The organism is Xenorhabdus thailandensis, assembly GCF_037996785.1.
Classification (GTDB): domain Bacteria; phylum Pseudomonadota; class Gammaproteobacteria; order Enterobacterales; family Enterobacteriaceae; genus Xenorhabdus; species Xenorhabdus griffiniae.
Window position 1 is genome coordinate 1 of sequence record NZ_JBBMXF010000007.1, and the last position, 19,825, is coordinate 19,825.

A 19,825-nucleotide genomic window follows, 5' to 3' on the forward strand; every position below is an offset into this window, starting at 1 on the left:
AACAGGAGGTGTTCCCCGTGAGTACGGGGATAAACCGCAACAATAGTCCCCGGTGTCTTCGGCATTGGCGGTGTTCCCCGTGAGTACGGGGATAAACCGCCCCTGTTGATTACTCGTCACTTGCCAGAATCCGTGTTCCCCGTGAGTACGGGGATAAACCGCCTTAGAACGCTTATCAGCAATGGGACGTGTTGTGTTCCCGTGAGTACGGGGATAAACCGAGTATCGAATCAAATGGCTCTCCATCATCGGCGTGTTCCCCGTGAGTACGGGGATAAACCGTGAGCGGTTTTAAACCGGAGATTGATAAAGCGGTGTTCCCCGTGAGTACGGGGATAAACCGTGAAATTACAGTTAGACTTTGTTTAGAAAATAGTGTTCCCCGTGAGTACGGGGATAAACCGAAGCAGGCCAGATGGCTATCGACCTTAATAGCGTGTTCCCCGTGAGTACGGGGATAAACCGCCTGCGTGCGGCGGCGGTTCTATGGTGTCCTGGTGTTCCCCGTGAGTACGGGGATAAACCGGAAATGCGGCTAGAAACAGACAGTACAAAACTGTGTTCCCCGTGAGTACGGGGATAAACCGCGTAACCCTAAAGACGGTTATCAAATGGTTCAGTGTTCCCCGTGAGTACGGGGATAAACCGCTCACCTTTTTTATTGCACGGTCAGAAATCACGTGTTCCCCGTGAGTACGGGGATAAACCGCAAGCTGCAAAAGAAGTCTGCTTGCTTTAGGCGTGTTCCCCGTGAGTACGGGGATAAACCGAGATATGGTGGGTAAATAAGATAACCAATTATGTGTTCCCCGTGAGTACGGGGATAAACCGACTCTGTTAAATTTAGAGTAACATCACCAATTGTGTTCCCCGTGAGTACGGGGATAAACCGGTTTTAGTTATCACCCAACCCCAAGCCATCACGTGTTCCCCGTGAGTACGGGGATAAACCGATAACACCATTGAAAAAGGCAAGCGAGGCAGGTGTTCCCCGTGAGTACGGGGATAAACCGTGAGTCCTTTCGATCCATCATTTGACTATGATGTGTTCCCCGTGAGTACGGGGATAAACCGAACCATAGCGAAGGTTTGGTCATGCATCAGGCGTGTTCCCCGTGAGTACGGGGATAAACCGTTGATACAGATATTTCCCAATCTTTTGCTGCTGTGTTCCCCGTGAGTACGGGGATAAACCGAAAATCCAGATGCAGTGTATGCTCCTGTTAAAGTGTTCCCCGTGAGTACGGGGATAAACCGGGACTCAAGATACTGGCGAAAGAACTCGATACGTGTTCCCCGTGAGTACGGGGATAAACCGATCCCTGCGCCGGAGGCAATCATCCCGGCACCGTGTTCCCCGTGAGTACGGGGATAAACCGATGCGGCCTTCCGTGGGGTGAAATTTGATGTGGTGTTCCCCGTGAGTACGGGGATAAACCGGGGCAGATTCGGATGCGTACTGTATTTGAGCAGTGTTCCCCGTGAGTACGGGGATAAACCGCCGCTGTGGATGTGTAACTGCGTGCAATCCCGGTGTTCCCCGTGAGTACGGGGATAAACCGGGATATCCGCGTCGCTCGCAGGGGGTCAGTTTTTGCTCCCCGTAAGTCAGGGAATTCTTATTATGAAATAATAACCTTAGTTGGCTCGGTTACTTTATCGATAATATCTTGAGGCACTTTCTCAATAAATTTAACTTGAAGATTTGACCTTATGGATAAGAATTGCACCTTAGGTCTATAATTCTTTGGGTAAGACGACTTCTAACATCATTCCCCTTGCGGTACTGGTAATGGGAGCCACAACAGCAAATCCGGTATGCTCGTTAAACATCTTTCGAGAGATCACAAATGCAGGGCAGCATTTCATAATTTCCTTCCCTGTGTTCGGATCAAAATTCAATGAAACAATGTCTCCTTTGTCGGGTATGTACATCAAATCACTTCCTTACTAACAGGATTAGCATTGATCCATTCTCTATCCTCATCTGTTAACGTGAAACATTCTTTAGGGCTTCCGGCTAACTTTTACATTATGAGACTAAATCATAAACACAATAGAGACGTAATTATGATGACTTGCTACACTTCAAATCACTGCTTCTGGCAAACATAGTGAAGATAACAATCAAGAATGTATTTGTCTGAAGAAAAGTGAAAAATAGAAATGATCACGGTTTCGCGATGTGAATACTTTTCCCCGTGAGTACGGAGATAAACCTTTATTATCTTTATTTTTATGATTTTCCAATTTATGTTCCCCGTAGATACGGGGATAGACACTTACTTGGATAACAAAATCATACACTTTAAAGATTTGAAAAATTGATGATCATCATCCTTATTTTTATAAGTTATTATCTTTCCTTTTTTGATTAATTGTTGTTAAAACTTGACGTGCAATGAATACGATCTACTCTTTACGATAATCGAATATAAAATTCCCCATGAGAGGCCATCAATAATGAAACATTATTCGCCTGAACAGAAACGTGCTATCCAAGAAAAAATGTTACCACCTCATAACGTCAGTGTTTCTTTCCTCGCTAAAAAAATGGAATCCCTAAAAGTACATTGTATGATTGGCGAAAAAAGTCACGAAAAGAAACCTATCAATATAAGACATTATCAGATAAGTCCATTCAGAAACTATTACAGGATAACTATAAAGAGAACCATCAAAATTTAGCTCATTATGATGCTATAGAATTTCCATCACTAACTGTTCACATAATCCTGAATGTGATCAATATTCCATATAAGATAAAATGTTAGTGATAAAATAATATAAAATAGGTTAAATTCTCCAAATCCGTTGTTAATGCAGTTGATTTAACTAATTTTTTAAGTAGTTCGCTATTTTAAAATAATATAATCACCCAGGAAAATACTTTGAACGCTAATAATGCAACAGAAATAACTTACTGGAATCGTATGGTACCAGAACTTACCGTGACCAACTTTGCGGCTTCACTTGAGTTCTATCAAAAAATATTAGGGTTCGAAATATTAATTCGTCGAGAAAATCCTGATTTTGTTTATTTAGGATTAGGTGAAGCACAATTAATGCTGGAAGTATTTAATGACGATGGTTGGAATACCGGAGAACTTAATAGACCATTAGGGCGCGGCATTAATTTTCAAATTGAAGTCGATGACATTATGTCAATCCTGGAAAACCTGAAAATTAACGAAATCGAACTTTATCGACCACTGGAAGATAATTATTATTGCATAGGTGATACCACAATCTGTCAGAGGGAATTTCTCGTTCAAGATCCAGATGGTTATTTACTTCGATTTAGCCAATATATAGAAAATGCAGAAGATTAATGACACACCATTAATATAGGAAAGTTATAATTTTATTTACTCATGAGAGCATATGAATAATTTAACAAATAACTTTAATTACCTCACACGATATTGGGGAAAAGCTAAAACGAATCCCTATTCTAACGAAAATTATCATCTTCTGGCCTATCACTGCTTAGATGTCGCCGCAGTAGGTCAATTATTATTGGCGCCACATAAGAAATTAGCGCAAGATCTCGCAAATTTTTTGGGATTATCACCAGAATCATTACAAAATCTATTTTCTTTTTTTCTGGTACTGCACGATATCGGCAAATTTGCTTCTGCATTTCAGCAATTATATTCCCAAGAAGATACTGAGCTAATTAAACCAAAACAATACTCCCCCTATGACTCCAGACATTTCAGGCATGATCGGTTAGGGCTATTTTTTTGGAAAAAAATTCAGGATGACGTACTGCTGGCTTTAGTGGGAGATGACAGCCTGCAATTCAGTGAAGATAAACAAAAGAAACAAGCCCTGAAAACGTTAATGGTTTTGATGCAGTGTATGCTTGGTCATCATGGTAAACCCATCGATGACGATAGTTGGAACGCAATTACCGATTTTACCGAGTCCCAAAATGTTATTGATGCAACGGCATTCACTCATGATCTTCTGACACTTTTTCAACCTCATCTACCATTGGCAAAACTACTTTCAAAAGAGTGGCGGCGCAAACTACAACAAGTGAGTTGGCAACTTGCCGGTATTGTCGTGCTGGCGGACTGGGTAGGCTCTGACTGTTATCATTTTCGTTATCAAACCAAAGCCCTTCTGCTGGAGGAATATTGGCAGCTTACGCAAAAACAAGCCCAAATCGCCTTAGATGGTATTGATATCCATAACACTCCCGTGATATCGCCTTATACTTCTATCCAGGAGTACTACCAATTTTCACCAACTCCATTACAAAAATGGGCGGAAGAAGTCCCGATTGATGACTCCCCACAGCTTTTTATTCTGGAAGACGTTACGGGCGCAGGCAAAACAGAAGCCGCCCTCGCTCTGACTCACCGCTTAATGCAAACCGGTGCTGCGGACGGTTTCTATTTTGGTCTGCCAACAATGGCGACCTCCAACGCCATGTTTGGCCGAATCGCCAAACACTACCACCATATGTTTGATACAGAAAACGGCAAACTACCTAGTCTCGTTCTCGCGCACGGTGCACGTGAAATGAATGATAATTTCCGTGACATCATCCTGACGTCTGAACATAACGACAGTGATTACACCAGAGACGATAGCACTGCGACAGCACAGTGCCACCGATGGTTAGCTGATTCTAATAAAAAAGCCCTATTGGCATCGGTGGGGGTAGGTACTATCGATCAGGCATTACTTGCCGTTTTACCGAGAAAATACCAGTCACTTCGATTGATTGGATTAAATCGCAAAGTATTGATCTTTGATGAAGTACACGCCGCCGATGAATACATGTTTGCATTGCTGGAAAGTGTATTAAGTCTGCACCTGCACCAGGGTGGTTCCGTGGTATTACTGACTGCTACACTTTCCTTGAAACAGCGCCAACGACTGGTGGATATCTGGTTATCTGCCAGCGGCATACCGCCACAGAAATTGCAAAAAACGGCCTTTCCACTGGCAACCCATGTCACGTTAAATCCAGAAGCTCCATTGGTTGAAACGCCCCTGCACAGTCGTCCAGATGTCAGCCGTACTGTCACCGTAAAAACGGTGAATCATCTGGATGAATGTGTACAAATCGCCCTCAACGCCGCTCAAAATGGGCAATGTGTGGTTTGGGTTCGCAATTCAGTAGATGATGCACTCCATGCTTTCCGGCTTATTCAGGCACAAATGGCTCAACCGGAAAATTGCCTGTTGTTCCACAGTCGCTTTATTTTGCATGACCGAAAAAAGATCGAAAATCGTGTGCTGGCAATCTTTGGTAAAGAAAGCAATCGGGAAGATAGGCAAGGCAAGATCCTGATTACTACGCAAGTCTTTCAGGAAAGCCTTGATGCAGATACGGATGTCATGATCTCTGATATCTGCCCGATTGATGACTTGATTCAGCGGGTTGGTCGTTTGCACCGCCATACTCGTAACGCAAATGGCGAATACAAGCAAGGTATTACCGATAGCCGCTCTGCGCCTGAATTATATCTCCACGCCCCAGAATGGGATGATCAACCCAAAGCGGATTGGCTGAGCAAAGACTTTCGCAATACCCAATATGTTTATCGTTCAGCCGGACGTTTATGGCTTGGCTTACGCGAACTTCTGCGCTTGGGAGCGATTCGTATGCCTGCTGAGGCGCGAACCTTGATCGAAGCCGTTTACGGTGAAGATGCCGATAACCAAATCCCTGATGCACTCAAATACAAAGATAACGAAGCCATAGCGGAAGGGCTGAGCAAAGATGCCGCAGCACGATCACAAGCCCTGCAATGGCAGCGCTATGAATATAGCAAACGCAGTGCCCGTGGTTGGTATGACGATGACAGCGATATCAGCACCCGATTTAGCGATATCGAAACGGTGAGCGTGCTGCTTGTCAAACTGACTGAAAATGGGGAATTAATACCGTGGGTAGAGGATGAAAAATTTCCTGTCCAATTAAGTATTGTCAAAATATCAAAAAACAAATTTGCCGATAAGCTGCAACCCATACCAGAGTCCCTTTCTCAAACCGTGGAGCGGTTACAGGATAAATTCAAGTCCGTCAAATACCTGCAAATCTGGCTGCCAGAGAGTGACCCGCATTTTACTTATGATCCCAACATTGGTTTTTATCCTAAGCAGGAGGCGTAATGAACCTCGTTAAAGACGCATGGCTGACTTTTAGAATGAAAGATGGCAGTGAGAAAAAGCGACCTCTGACGGCAATCTGCGATCCTACCGTTGTCGATTTTGTACTGCCACGGGCTGATTTTCAGGGCGCCGCTTACCAACTGGCGATTGGTTTGCTGCAAACCGCTTTTGCTCCTGAAGATGAAGACGAATGGTATGAGTTTTATCAACAAGCCCCTACCCAAGCGAACCTACAAACTGCATTTAATCGAGTAGAACATGCTTTTAATCTGACAGGGCATGGCCCTCTGTTTATGCAGGATCTTGATGCGTTAGCAGAAAGGAAACCCACCAGCATTTCAGGATTGTTAATTGAATCGCCGGGTGAAAAAACATTGAAGGATAATACTGATCATTTTATTAAACGCAGCCAATGTGAAGTCATTTCCCCCGAAATGGCCGCCATTGCCCTATTTACATTACAGATTAACGCGCCTGCCGGCGGTGTCGGATATCGTGTCGGGTTACGGGGAGGGGGTCCACTCACGACCTTGATTCAGCCACAAGAACCGGATGCTTCGCTATGGCAAAAACTTTGGCTGAATGTCATTAATCGGGAACATTGGCCTTACCCCGATCCTGATCTCAATAGCCCAGACGTTTTTCCTTGGTTGGGTAAAACTCATAACAGCCAAAAAGCAGGGACAGAAATTTACGCACATAATGTCCATGAACTGCATATGTATTGGGGCATGCCACGGCGGATCCGGCTGGAGATAGAGGATAAGCCCGCCATCTGCCAATTAACAGGGCAAGCAACTCACCCATCCGTTTCGGGTTATCGTACCCAAAACTATGGCAACAATTATTCTGGTACTTGGCAACACCCTCTAACCCCCTATCGGTGGAATCCGAAAAAACCGGATGAAGAGCACCTTTCTATCAAAGGGCAACCCGGGGGTGTGACCTATAAGATCTGGGATAGCCTGACTTTTTCCGATGATAAACAGGGTCAACAGGCAGCCCAGGTTGTCGACCATTTTAACCAAATCAATGATTATTTTGCCGATGAACAAAGTTCCACCCCTCGGTTATGGGTTTTTGGCTATGATATGGACAACATGAAAGCCCGCGGTTGGTATTCCACCACCTTGCCTCTGTTTTCCATGCCGATTGAAAAGAAAGATGCCGTTTTCCGGCGCGTCAAAACACTACAAAACCTCTCTGCCAATGCATTGACACAGTGTCGTACCCAGATCAAAAACGCGTGGTTCCGTCGCCCGAATGAAATAAAAGGCGATATGTCATTTATTGATGCGACTTTCTATCAACGCACCCAGACTGCCTTTTTTAAGGCTGTTCAACAGATTGTCAGCAGCCAGCATAAAGCATCTTCGCTCTCCACCGAAGACGCCAAAACCTGGCTCTACCAACTTAGAAATACCTGCTTTGATCTTTTTGATGAGTTCGTGCTGTCAGAAGATACCGATCCCGAAAAACTTATCGAAAAGATCGCGGCGCGACAAATTCTTACCAAGTGGCTGATGGGTTCGAAAGATATCAAGTCATTTATGGCAGAGCACAATATAGAAATCCAATCATCCAAGAACAAAAAGAAGGAGGAAGTTATCAATGAATAACCTAAGTGAAGGTCGTTTACTGCGCTGGTGGGAAAGCATGTTTTTATCCTCCGAAGAATTGAAGAAAAAAGAGATCCCTCCTGCACCAACGCTCTTTAAAGCTGAATTAAAGCGTTGCCAAGATATTGAGGCAGCAACGCTAACCGAAGGTTTTCGCGCATTATGGTTCAGCTTGCCTGAAGATATTATCAAAGAAGCTCAGCAACAGACTGTTATGCGATGGGCGATGATTGCCGTCACGCTGGTGTATGTCAAAACCAACACCACCACTAATCTGGCAACTGCCGCAGGCACCAAAACCGAAAACGACAAGCCGATTGTCAGTACACATCGCTTTGCCCAATTGCAGGCAGCCAAGACACCCGATGAATTTATTATGCGTTTGCGGCGCATCCTACAACAACTGAAAGGCCAAGTTTCCGTGTTATCCCTCGCCAAAGATATTGAACAATGGTTGAGAGAGTATCACCAGCCAAGAGCATATCGAGCCAATAAACGCCTCTGTGTGCAATGGGCGATGGATTACTACAAGGCCGCTAAATAACGCCAATAATTAACCACTTTTAATCTAATAAGGAATTTTAAATGAGCCAATTTATTCAGCTACATCTGTTAACTTCCTACCCTCCTGCCAACCTGAACCGCGACGATCTCGGACGCCCTAAAACCGCCAGAATGGGCGGAGCAGAGAGATTAAGAATTAGTTCTCAAAGTTTGAAACGTCACTGGCGGATCTCTGACCTGTTTCAGGATGCCCTCGCAGAGCACCTTGGTTTTCGTACCAAACGCTTTGGATTTCAGGTTTATCAACGCTTGCTTACTGGAGGCATCAAAGAGAAGCAAGCAACTGAATGGGCTTCTGCCATTGCGGAAGTGTTTGGCAAAAATAAAAAAGATGACCCCCTGGAAATTGAACAACTGGCACATATCAGCCCAGCAGAAAAAGAGGCTACCTTTACATTGGCCGATAAACTTATCACCGAAAATCGCGCACCAACCAAGGAAGAGCTGAATCTGCTGAGCAGAGAAAAAACAGCCGTAGATATTGCATTGTTTGGCCGTATGCTGGCATCCAGCCCAGCCTATAATGTGGAAGCAGCCTGCCAGGTTGCCCACGCTATCAGTGTTCACAGTGTTGCGGTGGAAGATGACTATTTTACCGCTGTTGACGATCTCAATGCGGGCAAAAGCGATTCCGGTTCGGCTCATATTGGCGAAACTGGCTTTGCGGCTGCTCTGTTCTACAGCTATATCTGCATCAACAAATCTTTATTAATCGAAAATCTGTCAGGTAATGAAACCCTGGCGAATCAAGCTATCGCAGCCCTGACAGAAGCCGCTATTAAAATCGCCCCATCTGGTAAACAAAACAGTTTCGGCTCCCGCGCCTATGCCAGCTATGTGTTGGCGGAAAAGGGAGAATATCAGCCTCGCTCCCTGTCTGTTGCATTCTTAAAACCCATTGATAGCGAAGATCAAGCAACCGATGCCATCAAAGCGTTAGAAAATCAGAGAGAAAACTTCGATAACGTTTATGGTGCTTGTGCTGACACGCGCTATAGCATCAATGCCGTCGCGGGTAAAGGCTGTTTTGCTGAGCTACTTCAATTCGTTACTGAATAAAAGAGGCCAATATGAAGACTTACCTGGTCTTTCGTTTATATGGGGCACTAGCCAGTTGGGGAGTAGAAGCGGTCGGTGAAAACCGGCCAACCGGCATTTATCCAACCCGTTCGGCTATTTTGGGGTTATTAGGTGCAGCACTGGGCATCCGGCGCGATGATGAAACACAACTTATGGCATTGCAGCAGAGTGTCAAAATCGCCATCAAACAGATCGTTTCCGGTTTATTGATGCGGGATTACCATACCTCCCAGGTTCCTTCGCAAGAGAAAAAATTGTCTCACCCAACCCGTAAAAGTGAGTTACGTGATAAATCCAAATTAAACACCGTACTGTCTTCACGCGATTATCTTGCTGATGGCGTGTGGATTATCGCGATTTCCTTGACCGAACAGGCCAGCTTCACCCTTTCTGCCTTGCGTGATGCGCTGCTAAAACCCGTTTTTACGCTGAGTCTTGGGCGAAAATCCTGCCCTCTTGCACTTCCGATGATGCCGCAACTGACAGAATCTTCGTCATTAAAAGCCGCCCTTGATACGCCTTTTCCTCTCTTGCCTTATCAATCAGAAAAGGCCAATCATTATTATTGGCAGCGTAATCATGATGTCGTGAATTATTTCTGGGAAGGAGATAAAGACGAGATCACGATCCCTGATACGACAATACTGACGCATCAACTGTGGGATGAACCACTATCACGTAGCCGCTGGCAGTTTACGCAACGCACGATGCACCAATTATCGTTCCAGTTATCAGTCGTGGAGGGAACACATGTATCTGTCTAAAGTCACCTTGCACCCTTCTGCTTACTCTATGCAAACACCGTCACGTAAACAGACGAAAAATGATGTCTATGCTTCCCACCAACTCTTGTGGCAATTGTTTACGGAGCAGGAAGAACGCAATTTCCTTTTCAGGCAAGAGATGAGCTTAAGTGGCAGACCTGAATTTCTTGTGTTGTCCACAACCGCACCGATAGCCCATTCCTCGCGGTTCCAGATTCAGACCAAGTCTTTTGCCCCTCAATTACATAATGGACAAAAACTGGCGTTCAAACTCCGCGCTAATCCCACCGTCTGCCTCACAAATAAAAATTCAGGCAAACAGCTTCGCCATGATGTATTGATGCATGCCAAGCGTCAGGCAAGACATTCTGGTAGTTCAGGAGACATTGAATCAGTCATGATGCAGGCCGCCCAAACCTGGATACAAGATGAAAAACGGCTGGCTAATTGGGGAATTCGCTTTGATTTTGCCCCGGATATTGAACGCTATACCCAACATCGCAGCTTTAAAGCCTCTGGCCAGAAGGTGGCATTTTCCAGCGTAGATTTTCAGGGTGTGCTCACTTTGTCAGATAGCGAACTTTTCCTTGAGCAATACCAGAAAGGATTTGGCAGGGCAAAATCCTTTGGTTGTGGGTTAATGCTGATAAGGGCACTGTAATGGCATTTATTCCATTAAAACCCATTCCCATCAAGGACAGGAATTCAATGATCTTTATTGGTATGGGACGTATTGATGTCAAGGATAATGCGTTTGTTGTGATTGATGAAGTCAACGGCGAACGTATGCATATTCCCGTCGGTTCCCTTGCTTGCATTATGCTGGAGCCAGGCACCCGCATTAGCCATGCTGCGGTAAAATTGGCATCTACCACCGGAACATTGCTTATTTGGGTGGGAGAAGCCGGTATCAGACTCTATTCCGTAGGACAGCCAGGCGGTGCGCGTTCAGACCGGCTGCTTTATCAGGCTAAGTTGGCACTGGATGAAGATTTAAGGCTCAAGGTTGTCCGCAAAATGTTTGAATTACGTTTTGGTGAACCGGCTCCCCAAAAACGCAATGTCGAACAGCTTCGGGGCATTGAAGGTGCCCGCGTCAGGAAAACCTATCAAATATTGGCGAAACAATATGGCGTAAAATGGCACGGGCGCAATTACGATCATACCGATTGGGATAAGGGTGATCTCATCAACCGCTGCATTAGTGCAGCAACCTCATGCCTATATGGAGTGACCGAAGCCGCCATTCTGGCGGCAGGTTATGCACCTGCTATTGGTTTTCTGCATACTGGCAAGCCTTTGTCATTTGTTTATGATATTGCAGATATCTTAAAGTTTGATACCGTCGTGCCTATTGCATTTAAAGTTGCTGCCACCAATAGCATTGCTCCTGACAGACAAGTCAGAATTGCTTGTCGTGAAAAATTCAGGACAGACAAAATTCTGAAACGCCTTATTCCCTTAATTGAAGAAGTACTTGCGGCGGGCGAAATTTCCCCGCCGCTCCCCCCTACAGATGCACAACCTCCCGCTATTCCCGAACCCATTTCTATCGGTGACATTGGGCACAGGAGCCAGTAGAGATGAGTATGACGGTGGTCGTAACAGAAGCTGTTCCTCCTCGATTACGGGGGCGTTTGGCTATTTGGTTACTGGAAATACGGGCAGGGGTTTATGTGGGGAATATATCCCATAAAATCAGGGAAATGATTTGGCAGCAAATCACGGAGCTAACCGAAGATGGAAATGCAGTTATGGCATGGCAGACCAACACCGAATCTGGATTTGATTTTCAGACCTTTGGTGAAAGCCGAAGGGAACCGATAGATTTTGATGGACTGCGTTTAGTGAAATTTAAACCCCCTTCTGAGGATTAGTGTTGAGGAGTTAAAGGCAATTAAAATGGTAGAATTTTTTCGGTTGATAAAAGTTATTATTGCAAAGGGTTATATTTAATATTATCCGTAAACTCAATGAATGATTTTAATATACAATGTATAAAAAATATAAATATAACTCCTGACTGAATGAGGAAATAGTTCACCAGGGAGATATTATTAAATATTGTTTTAATAGTGACTCATTGTTGTTTCGTAATATAAATAATCATCTTTACAAGCTATCTTTTTGTTTTAAATTAAGCGAAATAAAAATTAACATAAGAAATAATATCAATGTTATTTAATTTATTTTATTAATGCATTCAGGAGGTAAAATCCATTCGATTTGATGATAAAACAAACAAAAACACCCAATCGTACGATATTCCATCGACAGAGCATAATTCGGTAATGATTGCCAAAAAGAGCTGTGATAGTCTACGCGCTTTTCTGTCTTCAATGTTCATTTTGCAGACAGTCAAATATCAAAAATTAGGAAGCGAATTCACTTATGAACTTAACTAATACCAACAAATTGTTAGCTGCTACTTTATGTCTTGCTGCCTCATACAGCTATGCAGATAGTGAGCGCCCACTTTTTTCATTAACCGTATCTGAATCTGGCGTTCAGCAAACAAATAATGACGGTAGCTTATCCCAATCGACTAAATCGGGATCTCGTATTCTGCCAATTTGGGGTGATGCCGCACGCGCAAAAGGCTACGACCTGCCTGAACCGTTTGGTGCTAGTTATAGTTATATGAATTTGCGCCAGAACGTTATCGTAGATAGCATTAAATTCAGATTCACCAATCCGCTGTTCAAACCTTGGGAAAGCCAGACTATTGTTAATGCTGGTAATACCCGAGAGAAAAGCGAAACACATATGCTTAAATTGGATTCCTGGATCTTGCCTTTCTTAAATGTTTATGGTGTATATGGAAAAACTAAAGGGACTTCAAAAACCAATCTGGATAGCATTTATATACCAGGGTCTTCACCTGACGAACCCTCGTGGGAAAACTTACCTTTTGAGCTAAATTTCAAAGGGAAAACCTTTGGTGGTGGTGCAACCCTTGCTGGTGGTTATAACCAATTTTTTGCCACATTAGATGCAAACTATACCCGTACCAATCTGGATATTTTGGACGGAGATATTAGTGCACTAGTTATCACACCGCGGCTCGGTTATGAATTCGTTTTTACCCCTTTGATTACTGGACAAGGAAATACCAAAGTTCAAGTCTGGTTCGGTGCTATGTATCAAGACATTACTCAACGCTTCAAGGGGGATGTCAGCAAACTAAATTTACCACCTGAACTCGCACTATTTAATATGATTAAAGACCAAACAGACATCAAATTTGACGTCAAACAACACCTTGCCCATAAGTGGAACAATACCGTTGGTGCACGCTTCGAAATAACCCGTAATTTCAATATCCTGTCAGAAGTCGGTTTTGGCAACAGAAACAGTTTCTTTATTTCCGGTGAGTTCCGTTTTTAATGTTTGGCTTTGCAACACTCAAAAGGCTGGTCATTGCCAGCCTGCTTATCTTCACCATTTCATCAGCCCACGCTGATATCCTGCCTAACCGGCAAAAAATTGATGGTTGGTTAAACGAATTAGGCGGCAGTAATCATTTTGATGACCGCAAAAAAATTGATTGGGGCGTATTGCCTGGTCCTTTCTACACCCCTGAAATGGGGATAGGGATTGGTGTTGCCGTCGTTGGCCTGTACCGTCCTGACCATTTAGATCACATAAGCCAGACTTCTTCATTAGGACTCAGTGGATTTGCTTCATCTACTGGCGCGTTTGGCCTGAACTTTACCAATTACAATTTTCTTGCCAGTGACCAATGGCGGTTATTCGTTTCCGGTACACTGAATAACACCCCAACTTACTATTGGGGTAAAGGTTATCGTGCCGGTAAAAATGACAGTAACAAAGAGGAATACCGTTCACAGGAATTTGCTATTCATCCGCGACTTCTCTACCGTGTCGCTAATACCACCTATATGGGATTAGGTTGGAATTTCTCATCCGTCAATGCCAGTGATCCGGATAGCGGAGCAAAACGGTATTTTTCCCAGTCTGTCGGTGGCCGTTCCGTGATGAGTTCCGGTATAAGTGCCCACTTCAGTTATGATACACGGGACTTTTTACCCAATGCACGACACGGACAGGCATTTGAGATCGTTTATACCTATTTTTCCCCAGAATTAGGTAGCGATCATCGTTTCCATACCACACAGCTTCAGTTCTCAGCCTATTACCCGTTATCTGACAAGACCGTCCTGGCCTTCGATAACTATGCCCGTTTCAGCGCAGGTGATGTCCCGTGGAACCAGCTATCACTGCTTGGTAACGGCCAGCGGATGCGCGGGTATTATGAAGGGCGTTATCGTGACAACAATATCTTCACAACACAGTTAGAGTTACGACATAAACTTGACTGGCGCCACGGTGTGGTCGGTTGGATAGGCACCGGCACGTTGGGAGATTCCCCTTCACAGTTGGGAAGCAGGCATTGGCTTCCTTCTGTTGGTATTGGCTATCGTTTTGAGTTTAAACCACGTATGAATGTCAGATTAGATTTTGGTGTTGGTAAAGACAGTACTGGATTCTATTTTCAGGTTGGGGAAGCGTTTTGAGATTATTCGTTACACTTTGCCTCTGTTTTTTACTGATGGCATGCCAAAACCAGCCACAATCGGTTGATCCGGTCAAACCGATCCTTGTCAGTGATACCCATGAGCAGTCACAGCAAAATTGGAATGCGTTACCTCCCATTGCCCCACCAGAAGGTTTAAGGGCTTGCTGTGCTTTCGGCTATAACCTAAAAGCCCAACTATGGAATATTCCCATTCCCTTCTATGACATCGATAATATTGTAGAAGCCAAGAAATTGGGTGAACATCACTATAATGACAGTGTTGTCGGTGCCAGTGCCGCCTTGTTGGGGGTAAGCAATGAAAAAGTGGGTCTGCTCTATACCCATAAGGGAGGGTTTATTGATATCTCCCATGTCAGGGATACCGCAGACTATACGCTTTATCTGTTTAGCCAGATTTACGCTCATCTTGGTCAAGAGAGGGAGTTAACCCTGAATAATGAACTTGCTGCGCGTAAAATGCATTTTTTTGCTTTTACGCCACCGCAAGATCCGGCTGAACGCTATACGCTAAGTGCCTATTTAGCGGCTAAACTCGCTTTTCAACTTGCCGCTTGGCATGAAATAGCGCAATGGTATGGCTATCAATCAGTCCCTGGATTTTCAGAGGGCATTTCGGCTTTTTCCCCGGAAGATCTCTATTCAAACCTGTTGGGTGCACGGTTGGCGCTGACATTGATTCTGGAAGGCCACGCTTCTTCTATAGCACAGTTCTCGGACGCAATGACGAAGATCTTGCCGATCGCTTTGCATGAACTTGGAGATTATCCCAAATCAGGCACAAAAGAGATGTTTGATAGCGTAGATGGTTTGTGGTGGAACAGTTATCAACGCATTCCTGAGAAATTTTTAGTTCTGCACCGGAATTATGATATCCAAGACAACCGGTTACCATTAATGCCTTTCGGTAAAGAACACTTTGCCCTGCGCTTGTCTCTGCCTGAACATTATCAACATTTTTCGTTGGATAAACTGGCTGAATTTCAGCTCTGGCCAACCAATGAGATGAAAAACCTACCTGTTCCAAAGCAATATTGGACAATAAAAGATTTTAAAATGCTGGCGGAAAATGCCCGACGGGAAGATGAAAAACAGTTGCTAATTAAATAAGATCCATCCATCAATATAGATGAGGAATATACCTAATTTACCGGTATATTCCTCACAATGTTCCATACGAATTACTTACTAACATCCATGCCCGCCCAAGCAAGGCAGGCAAGTAATTATCAACAAACACTTTTGAATCTGGCATAAGTTGAATAACCTTTTGTATCTCGATCAATATTTTCCTGATAACAGTGAGCCAAATCGCGGAACGTATGTATTCAGCCCAAGCTGTTTCAATATCATGTAGGTTGTTGCCACAGATGAAGAAATCACAGGTATCCCCACCCGATCTTCGATCAGTGCTACTGACGGCAAAGAAGGCATTTGTACACAAGCGGAAGCCACCATCACATCGACATTGCTATTTAGCCGTTTGGTAATCTCTACCGGCGCGAGAGGATCTTGTCGTCCAACAGCAAGGTTATCGGGGATTTCCAGCGAAATGCTGTCGATAACTTCAATCCCTTCATTTTCAATGTAATCAATGACTAACTGAGTCAATGGCTTCATGTAGGGCGTCAGTATAGAGATCCGTTTCGCCCCCAAAGCATGTAACCCATCCACCAACGCCCCCGCGCTGGTCACAACAGGTGCCGGATGTCCATTTTCAGCTGTCCGCAGATGGAGACGCTTTTCAGAGATCCGGTGATATCCCTGTCCCATGCTCATAATCGCCACTAAACAGGCATATCCCAACACATCAACCGCGGCATCCGACAACTCAAGCGCACAGCGATCACTGTCTGCATCCATGGTCGCCAGTTCCACTTTTGTGACTGTTTTCATTCTCATTCGACTGGAATGAAAGGTAAAACGTTCAGGGTTTACGACTTCACGGGCGTGCAGGATAGCGGGAATTTCTGTTTCCATTGTCGTATTCGATGAGGGAACAATCAACCCCACGCGAAAATGCGGTGTGTTATTCATGGACGATCCTCCTGATCGGCTGGCAGATCAGTAAATCGAATCGCACGCATTGGCTGACGGTTCACTTTGAGATCGAAGATATCAAATCGGTTGTAATGCCCCGTGATATCGTGCATTTGACGAGGCTGAATACAGCGGTTCAGGTCAATATGCGCATAGACGATCCCTTCCTTATCAATCAGGGGATCACCAATCACGCGCCCATCTGGTCCAATAATGCCGGTGAATGCACTGTTAGAACGTGCCAGCAACGCTTCGGCTTCAGGATGGCTGGCCGACATCGCTGTGACAATTTCCGGCGAAATCGTGGAGCAGGAGACAATGGTAAACACCTTGCCTTCAAAACAATGGGCTGCCGCTCGCAAACGGATCGCCTCAGCCATATCATAATCCGCTGGTGCAACCGGCAGGGAAATGTAACTGGCAACATGGACCAATTCCCCCTGAGATAATAAGGAAAAACGTGCTAACGGATTAGTATTTTCGCCACAGGCCAGCACGCCCAATGGCCCAATACGGGTATCATGCACTTTTAACGAAGCCGCATCACCATTCGCCCATGTCAGTTTTTCCGCCCATGTCGGCACCAGTTTGCGGTGACGCCCCAGAATGTTTCCTTCATCAGAAATAGTCACCAGCGTGTTATAGAGTGTTGCTATGCCGTCAGGACTGCGCTCATTAACTCCAATCACAACGTTGATGTGATGACGAGCCGCAGCCAGGGCAATTTTGTTGATCTCCGGCCCCGGCACTTCAATAGCCGATTTGCACAGTTTCTCAAACCACGGACTACCTTGTATCGGGTTCATCACCCAATTCCAATAGGGGTAACCAGAAACAAACACTTCAGGAAAAGCCACCAAACTGGCGCCCTTGTCTGCCGCTTCCTGAATCAGCCGACAAACGAGATCAACCGTCGCCTCTGTATCCAGAAAGACAGGAGCAGCCTGTACCGCAGCCGCTTTGAACTTAGGAAGTTTCAGCATATCAGGCTCCTGTTTTATTTACACCGCAATAACGGGGTGACGCAAATGGCCAATCTTTTCAAGGTAGGCTTCAATCACATCCCCTGGCCATAGCCATTCTTGTGGATCACGCCCCGCCCCAACACCTTCTGGTGTTCCTGTGGCAATGATATCGCCCGGCTCCAGCGTGATGCCTTTGCTAATATCCGCAATCAAGGTATTGACCTTGAACAACATATGGCGCGTATTGGAGTCCTGTTTAGTCACGCCATTGACTTTTAGGCTCAATGCCAAATCTTGTGGATTGGGAATTTCATCAGCCGTGACGATGCAAGGACCAAAAGGTGCGTAGGTATCCTGTCCCTTAGAGTAGATCCACTGCCCAGCCCGACGGCAATCACGGGCGCTCATGTCGATCATCAGGCTATAGCCAAAAACATATTTCAAAGCCTTATCTTCCGATACACCTTTAGCGCGGGTTCCAATAATCACCGCCAGTTCCACTTCCCAATCCAATTGCGCTGTGATCGCACTGTTATGCTCAATGGCGTCACCAGGGCCAATCACTGTTGTTGGCGGCTTAGAGAAAATGACCGGTTCTTTTGGCAGATCTTTTGCCGTATCCAAAGCACGGCTGGATTCAGCCACATGTTCAACATAGTTCAGACCAATACCAAAGATGTTTTTCCGTGGGCGGGGAATAGGAGCAAGAATTTTCACATTCTGCAATGGCAGTGAAACTCCCACCGGCCAAAATCCCTTAAATGAGTCTAGCAGCGCGGTTGTGCTGCTCACCGCCAATGGCCCCAAATCAATAAACTCCAGCATATTATCCGGCAATCTATTCCCCGTATGGGAAGCCAGCTTTGCCAGGTCTACAACGTGATCATTGACAATGGCGCCTAATCGCGCAGCAGCCGTGACTTCTGAACGGTAAGTGATTAAACGCATCTCTTATCCTCTCACTCGTTGGTGCCCATCGTTATCAGTCAGGGCTTCTTCGTAATACAATTGCAATGCCTGCATAACGGGTAAGTCGTTGAAACAGAACAGGCAAGCATCATCCGTTTGCGAAACATTCACATGCTCATGAAATGCCCATGAAGGAACGCAGAAAATATCCCGCTCCTGCCAGTCAAATCGTTGACCATCAATCACGGAATAGCCTTTCCCTTTCGCCACTTGATAGATAAAACTGCCGGTATGACGATGTGCCTTACCCACAAAACCAGGGCGCAATAACTGCATACTGGCACCGAGAGTTGGCATCACATGACCGCCTGTTAGCGGATTGGCGTAATGCATCAAAATGTCATCAAAAGGCGATCCATCCGAAACACAGGCATAACGCTGCAAAGATTCATAAGTTGGCTCCCATTGGTATCTGAACAACGGGGAATAAGGTTTATCCCAGCCAACATTCTGTGGACGCAAAGCGGGGGCACCCCAAAGTGCAATAGAAGCATTCACAGGTTCAGTCACTGCCTGACGCAAGTCAGGATGTACCTTATAAAAACCCGCTTCCAATATGTTAACCAGCGGTATATCCAGGCCATCCTGCCAGATACATTGTGAACCATCAGGCTCAACACCATGCTCATGCCAGGTTCCATTCGGGGTTAAGACAAAATCATTCGCTCCCAATAACAGTTTCTGGCCATCAACAATGGTGTAAGCACCACGCCCTTCCATGATGAAACGCAGGGCAGAAGAGGAGTGGGCATGTGCCGATGCCGCTTCACCCGGCCGCATAGTCTGGAGACCGGAATAGAGCAAGCCAACAGCGGTAGAGGCGCCTGGCTCTCCCGAATTGTTCAGATAGACTACACGGCGACCCGCTTTTTCCGGTGTCACTAAATCGGCAGACTTTAGAACGTGCTCACGCAGATCACGGTAACGCCAAAGTACCGGCACTGAGGCTGATTTAGGTTGCCAGGGTTCTATTTTATTGGCGATTGTCCAAAGTGCCCCTGTCTTGTACTTGACCAACTCCCTGTAATACGCCAGTAATTCAGGGCTATCGGCCACATTAGCACGGCCGACAATATCTTCCCGGTATTGATCATGAGACTGGATATTTTCTTGTTGAGACATGGATATCTC

The 19,825-nt window shown here is 45.2% G+C and carries 17 protein-coding genes and 1 CRISPR repeat array; of the genes, 12 read left to right on the forward strand and 5 right to left on the reverse strand.

Annotated elements, in window-relative coordinates; translation table 11 throughout:
* Positions 1–8 precede the first annotated feature (8 nt).
* Positions 9–1,562: direct repeats of the CRISPR family, unit length 29 nt; unit sequence GTGTTCCCCGTGAGTACGGGGATAAACCG.
* 175 nt (positions 1,563–1,737) lie between these two features.
* Positions 1,738–1,935: a type II toxin-antitoxin system PemK/MazF family toxin gene (locus tag AAC853_RS02480; protein ID WP_340613598.1), complete on the reverse strand. Its 198-nt coding sequence runs from the start codon at positions 1,933–1,935 to the stop codon at positions 1,738–1,740.
* Between the two features lie 998 nt (positions 1,936–2,933).
* Here AAC853_RS02480 and AAC853_RS02485 point away from each other — a divergent pair.
* The 12 genes from AAC853_RS02485 (at position 2,934) to AAC853_RS02540 (ending at position 15,830) form a co-directional block, all read left to right on the forward strand.
* Positions 2,934–3,332: a bleomycin resistance protein gene (locus AAC853_RS02485; RefSeq protein WP_338885621.1), complete on the forward strand. Its 399-nt coding sequence runs from the start codon at positions 2,934–2,936 to the stop codon at positions 3,330–3,332.
* A 52-nt stretch (positions 3,333–3,384) separates the two neighbouring features.
* Positions 3,385–6,135, forward strand: coding sequence for a CRISPR-associated helicase Cas3' (gene cas3 / locus AAC853_RS02490; RefSeq protein ID WP_340613599.1), 2,751 nt, complete (start codon positions 3,385–3,387; stop codon positions 6,133–6,135).
* Positions 6,135–7,754 (forward strand): type I-E CRISPR-associated protein Cse1/CasA, encoded by a 1,620-nt coding sequence (gene casA / locus AAC853_RS02495; protein ID WP_340613600.1) that lies wholly within the window; start codon positions 6,135–6,137, stop codon positions 7,752–7,754. The genes cas3 and casA overlap by 1 nt, the downstream gene beginning before the upstream one ends.
* Complete coding sequence (gene casB / locus AAC853_RS02500) at positions 7,747–8,298, forward strand: type I-E CRISPR-associated protein Cse2/CasB (RefSeq protein ID WP_338883461.1); 552 nt, start codon at positions 7,747–7,749, stop codon at positions 8,296–8,298. Before casA ends, casB begins: the two co-directional genes overlap by 8 nt.
* A gap of 41 nt (positions 8,299–8,339) precedes the next feature.
* On the forward strand, positions 8,340–9,377 hold the full coding sequence (cas7e, locus tag AAC853_RS02505; protein WP_340613601.1) for a type I-E CRISPR-associated protein Cas7/Cse4/CasC: 1,038 nt from the start codon (positions 8,340–8,342) through the stop codon (positions 9,375–9,377).
* An 11-nt stretch (positions 9,378–9,388) separates the two neighbouring features.
* Positions 9,389–10,162 (forward strand): type I-E CRISPR-associated protein Cas5/CasD, encoded by a 774-nt coding sequence (gene cas5e / locus AAC853_RS02510; RefSeq protein ID WP_340613602.1) that lies wholly within the window; start codon positions 9,389–9,391, stop codon positions 10,160–10,162.
* Positions 10,149–10,823, forward strand: coding sequence for a type I-E CRISPR-associated protein Cas6/Cse3/CasE (gene cas6e, locus AAC853_RS02515; RefSeq protein ID WP_338883467.1), 675 nt, complete (start codon positions 10,149–10,151; stop codon positions 10,821–10,823). The genes cas5e and cas6e overlap by 14 nt, the downstream gene beginning before the upstream one ends.
* The gene (cas1e, locus tag AAC853_RS02520; RefSeq protein ID WP_340613603.1) at positions 10,823–11,743 is read left to right on the forward strand and encodes a type I-E CRISPR-associated endonuclease Cas1e; all 921 of its coding nucleotides are present in this window, start codon (positions 10,823–10,825) and stop codon (positions 11,741–11,743) included. Before cas6e ends, cas1e begins: the two co-directional genes overlap by 1 nt.
* A 2-nt stretch (positions 11,744–11,745) precedes the next feature.
* Positions 11,746–12,039, forward strand: a complete 294-nt coding sequence (gene cas2e, locus AAC853_RS02525; protein WP_340613604.1) for a type I-E CRISPR-associated endoribonuclease Cas2e — start codon at positions 11,746–11,748, stop codon at positions 12,037–12,039.
* A gap of 514 nt (positions 12,040–12,553) precedes the next feature.
* Entirely contained in the window at positions 12,554–13,549 is a 996-nt protein-coding gene (locus tag AAC853_RS02530) for a hypothetical protein (protein ID WP_340613605.1), read from the forward strand.
* Entirely contained in the window at positions 13,549–14,700 is a 1,152-nt protein-coding gene (locus AAC853_RS02535) for a BamA/TamA family outer membrane protein (protein WP_340613606.1), read from the forward strand. Before AAC853_RS02530 ends, AAC853_RS02535 begins: the two co-directional genes overlap by 1 nt.
* A gap of 35 nt (positions 14,701–14,735) precedes the next feature.
* Positions 14,736–15,830, forward strand: coding sequence for a DUF4056 domain-containing protein (locus tag AAC853_RS02540; protein ID WP_340614148.1), 1,095 nt, complete (start codon positions 14,736–14,738; stop codon positions 15,828–15,830).
* A gap of 171 nt (positions 15,831–16,001) precedes the next feature.
* Here the strand turns inward: AAC853_RS02540 and AAC853_RS02545 are convergent, their stop codons facing one another.
* The 4 genes from AAC853_RS02545 to AAC853_RS02560 are packed head-to-tail and all read right to left on the reverse strand — an operon-like array spanning position 16,002 to position 19,816.
* Positions 16,002–16,757, reverse strand: coding sequence for a maleate cis-trans isomerase family protein (locus AAC853_RS02545; protein ID WP_340613607.1), 756 nt, complete (start codon positions 16,755–16,757; stop codon positions 16,002–16,004).
* Complete coding sequence (locus AAC853_RS02550; protein ID WP_189758799.1) at positions 16,754–17,743, reverse strand: carbon-nitrogen hydrolase family protein; 990 nt, start codon at positions 17,741–17,743, stop codon at positions 16,754–16,756. Before AAC853_RS02550 ends, AAC853_RS02545 begins: the two co-directional genes overlap by 4 nt.
* 18 nt (positions 17,744–17,761) lie before the next feature.
* A complete protein-coding gene (locus AAC853_RS02555; RefSeq protein ID WP_338883477.1) occupies positions 17,762–18,673 on the reverse strand; it encodes a fumarylacetoacetate hydrolase family protein in 912 nt (303 codons plus the stop codon).
* Positions 18,674–18,676: 3 nt separating this feature from the next.
* Positions 18,677–19,816 carry a cupin domain-containing protein gene (locus AAC853_RS02560; RefSeq protein ID WP_338804474.1) on the reverse strand — a complete coding sequence of 380 codons (1,140 nt, stop codon included), beginning with the start codon at positions 19,814–19,816 and terminating at the stop codon, positions 18,677–18,679.
* Positions 19,817–19,825 lie beyond the last annotated feature (9 nt).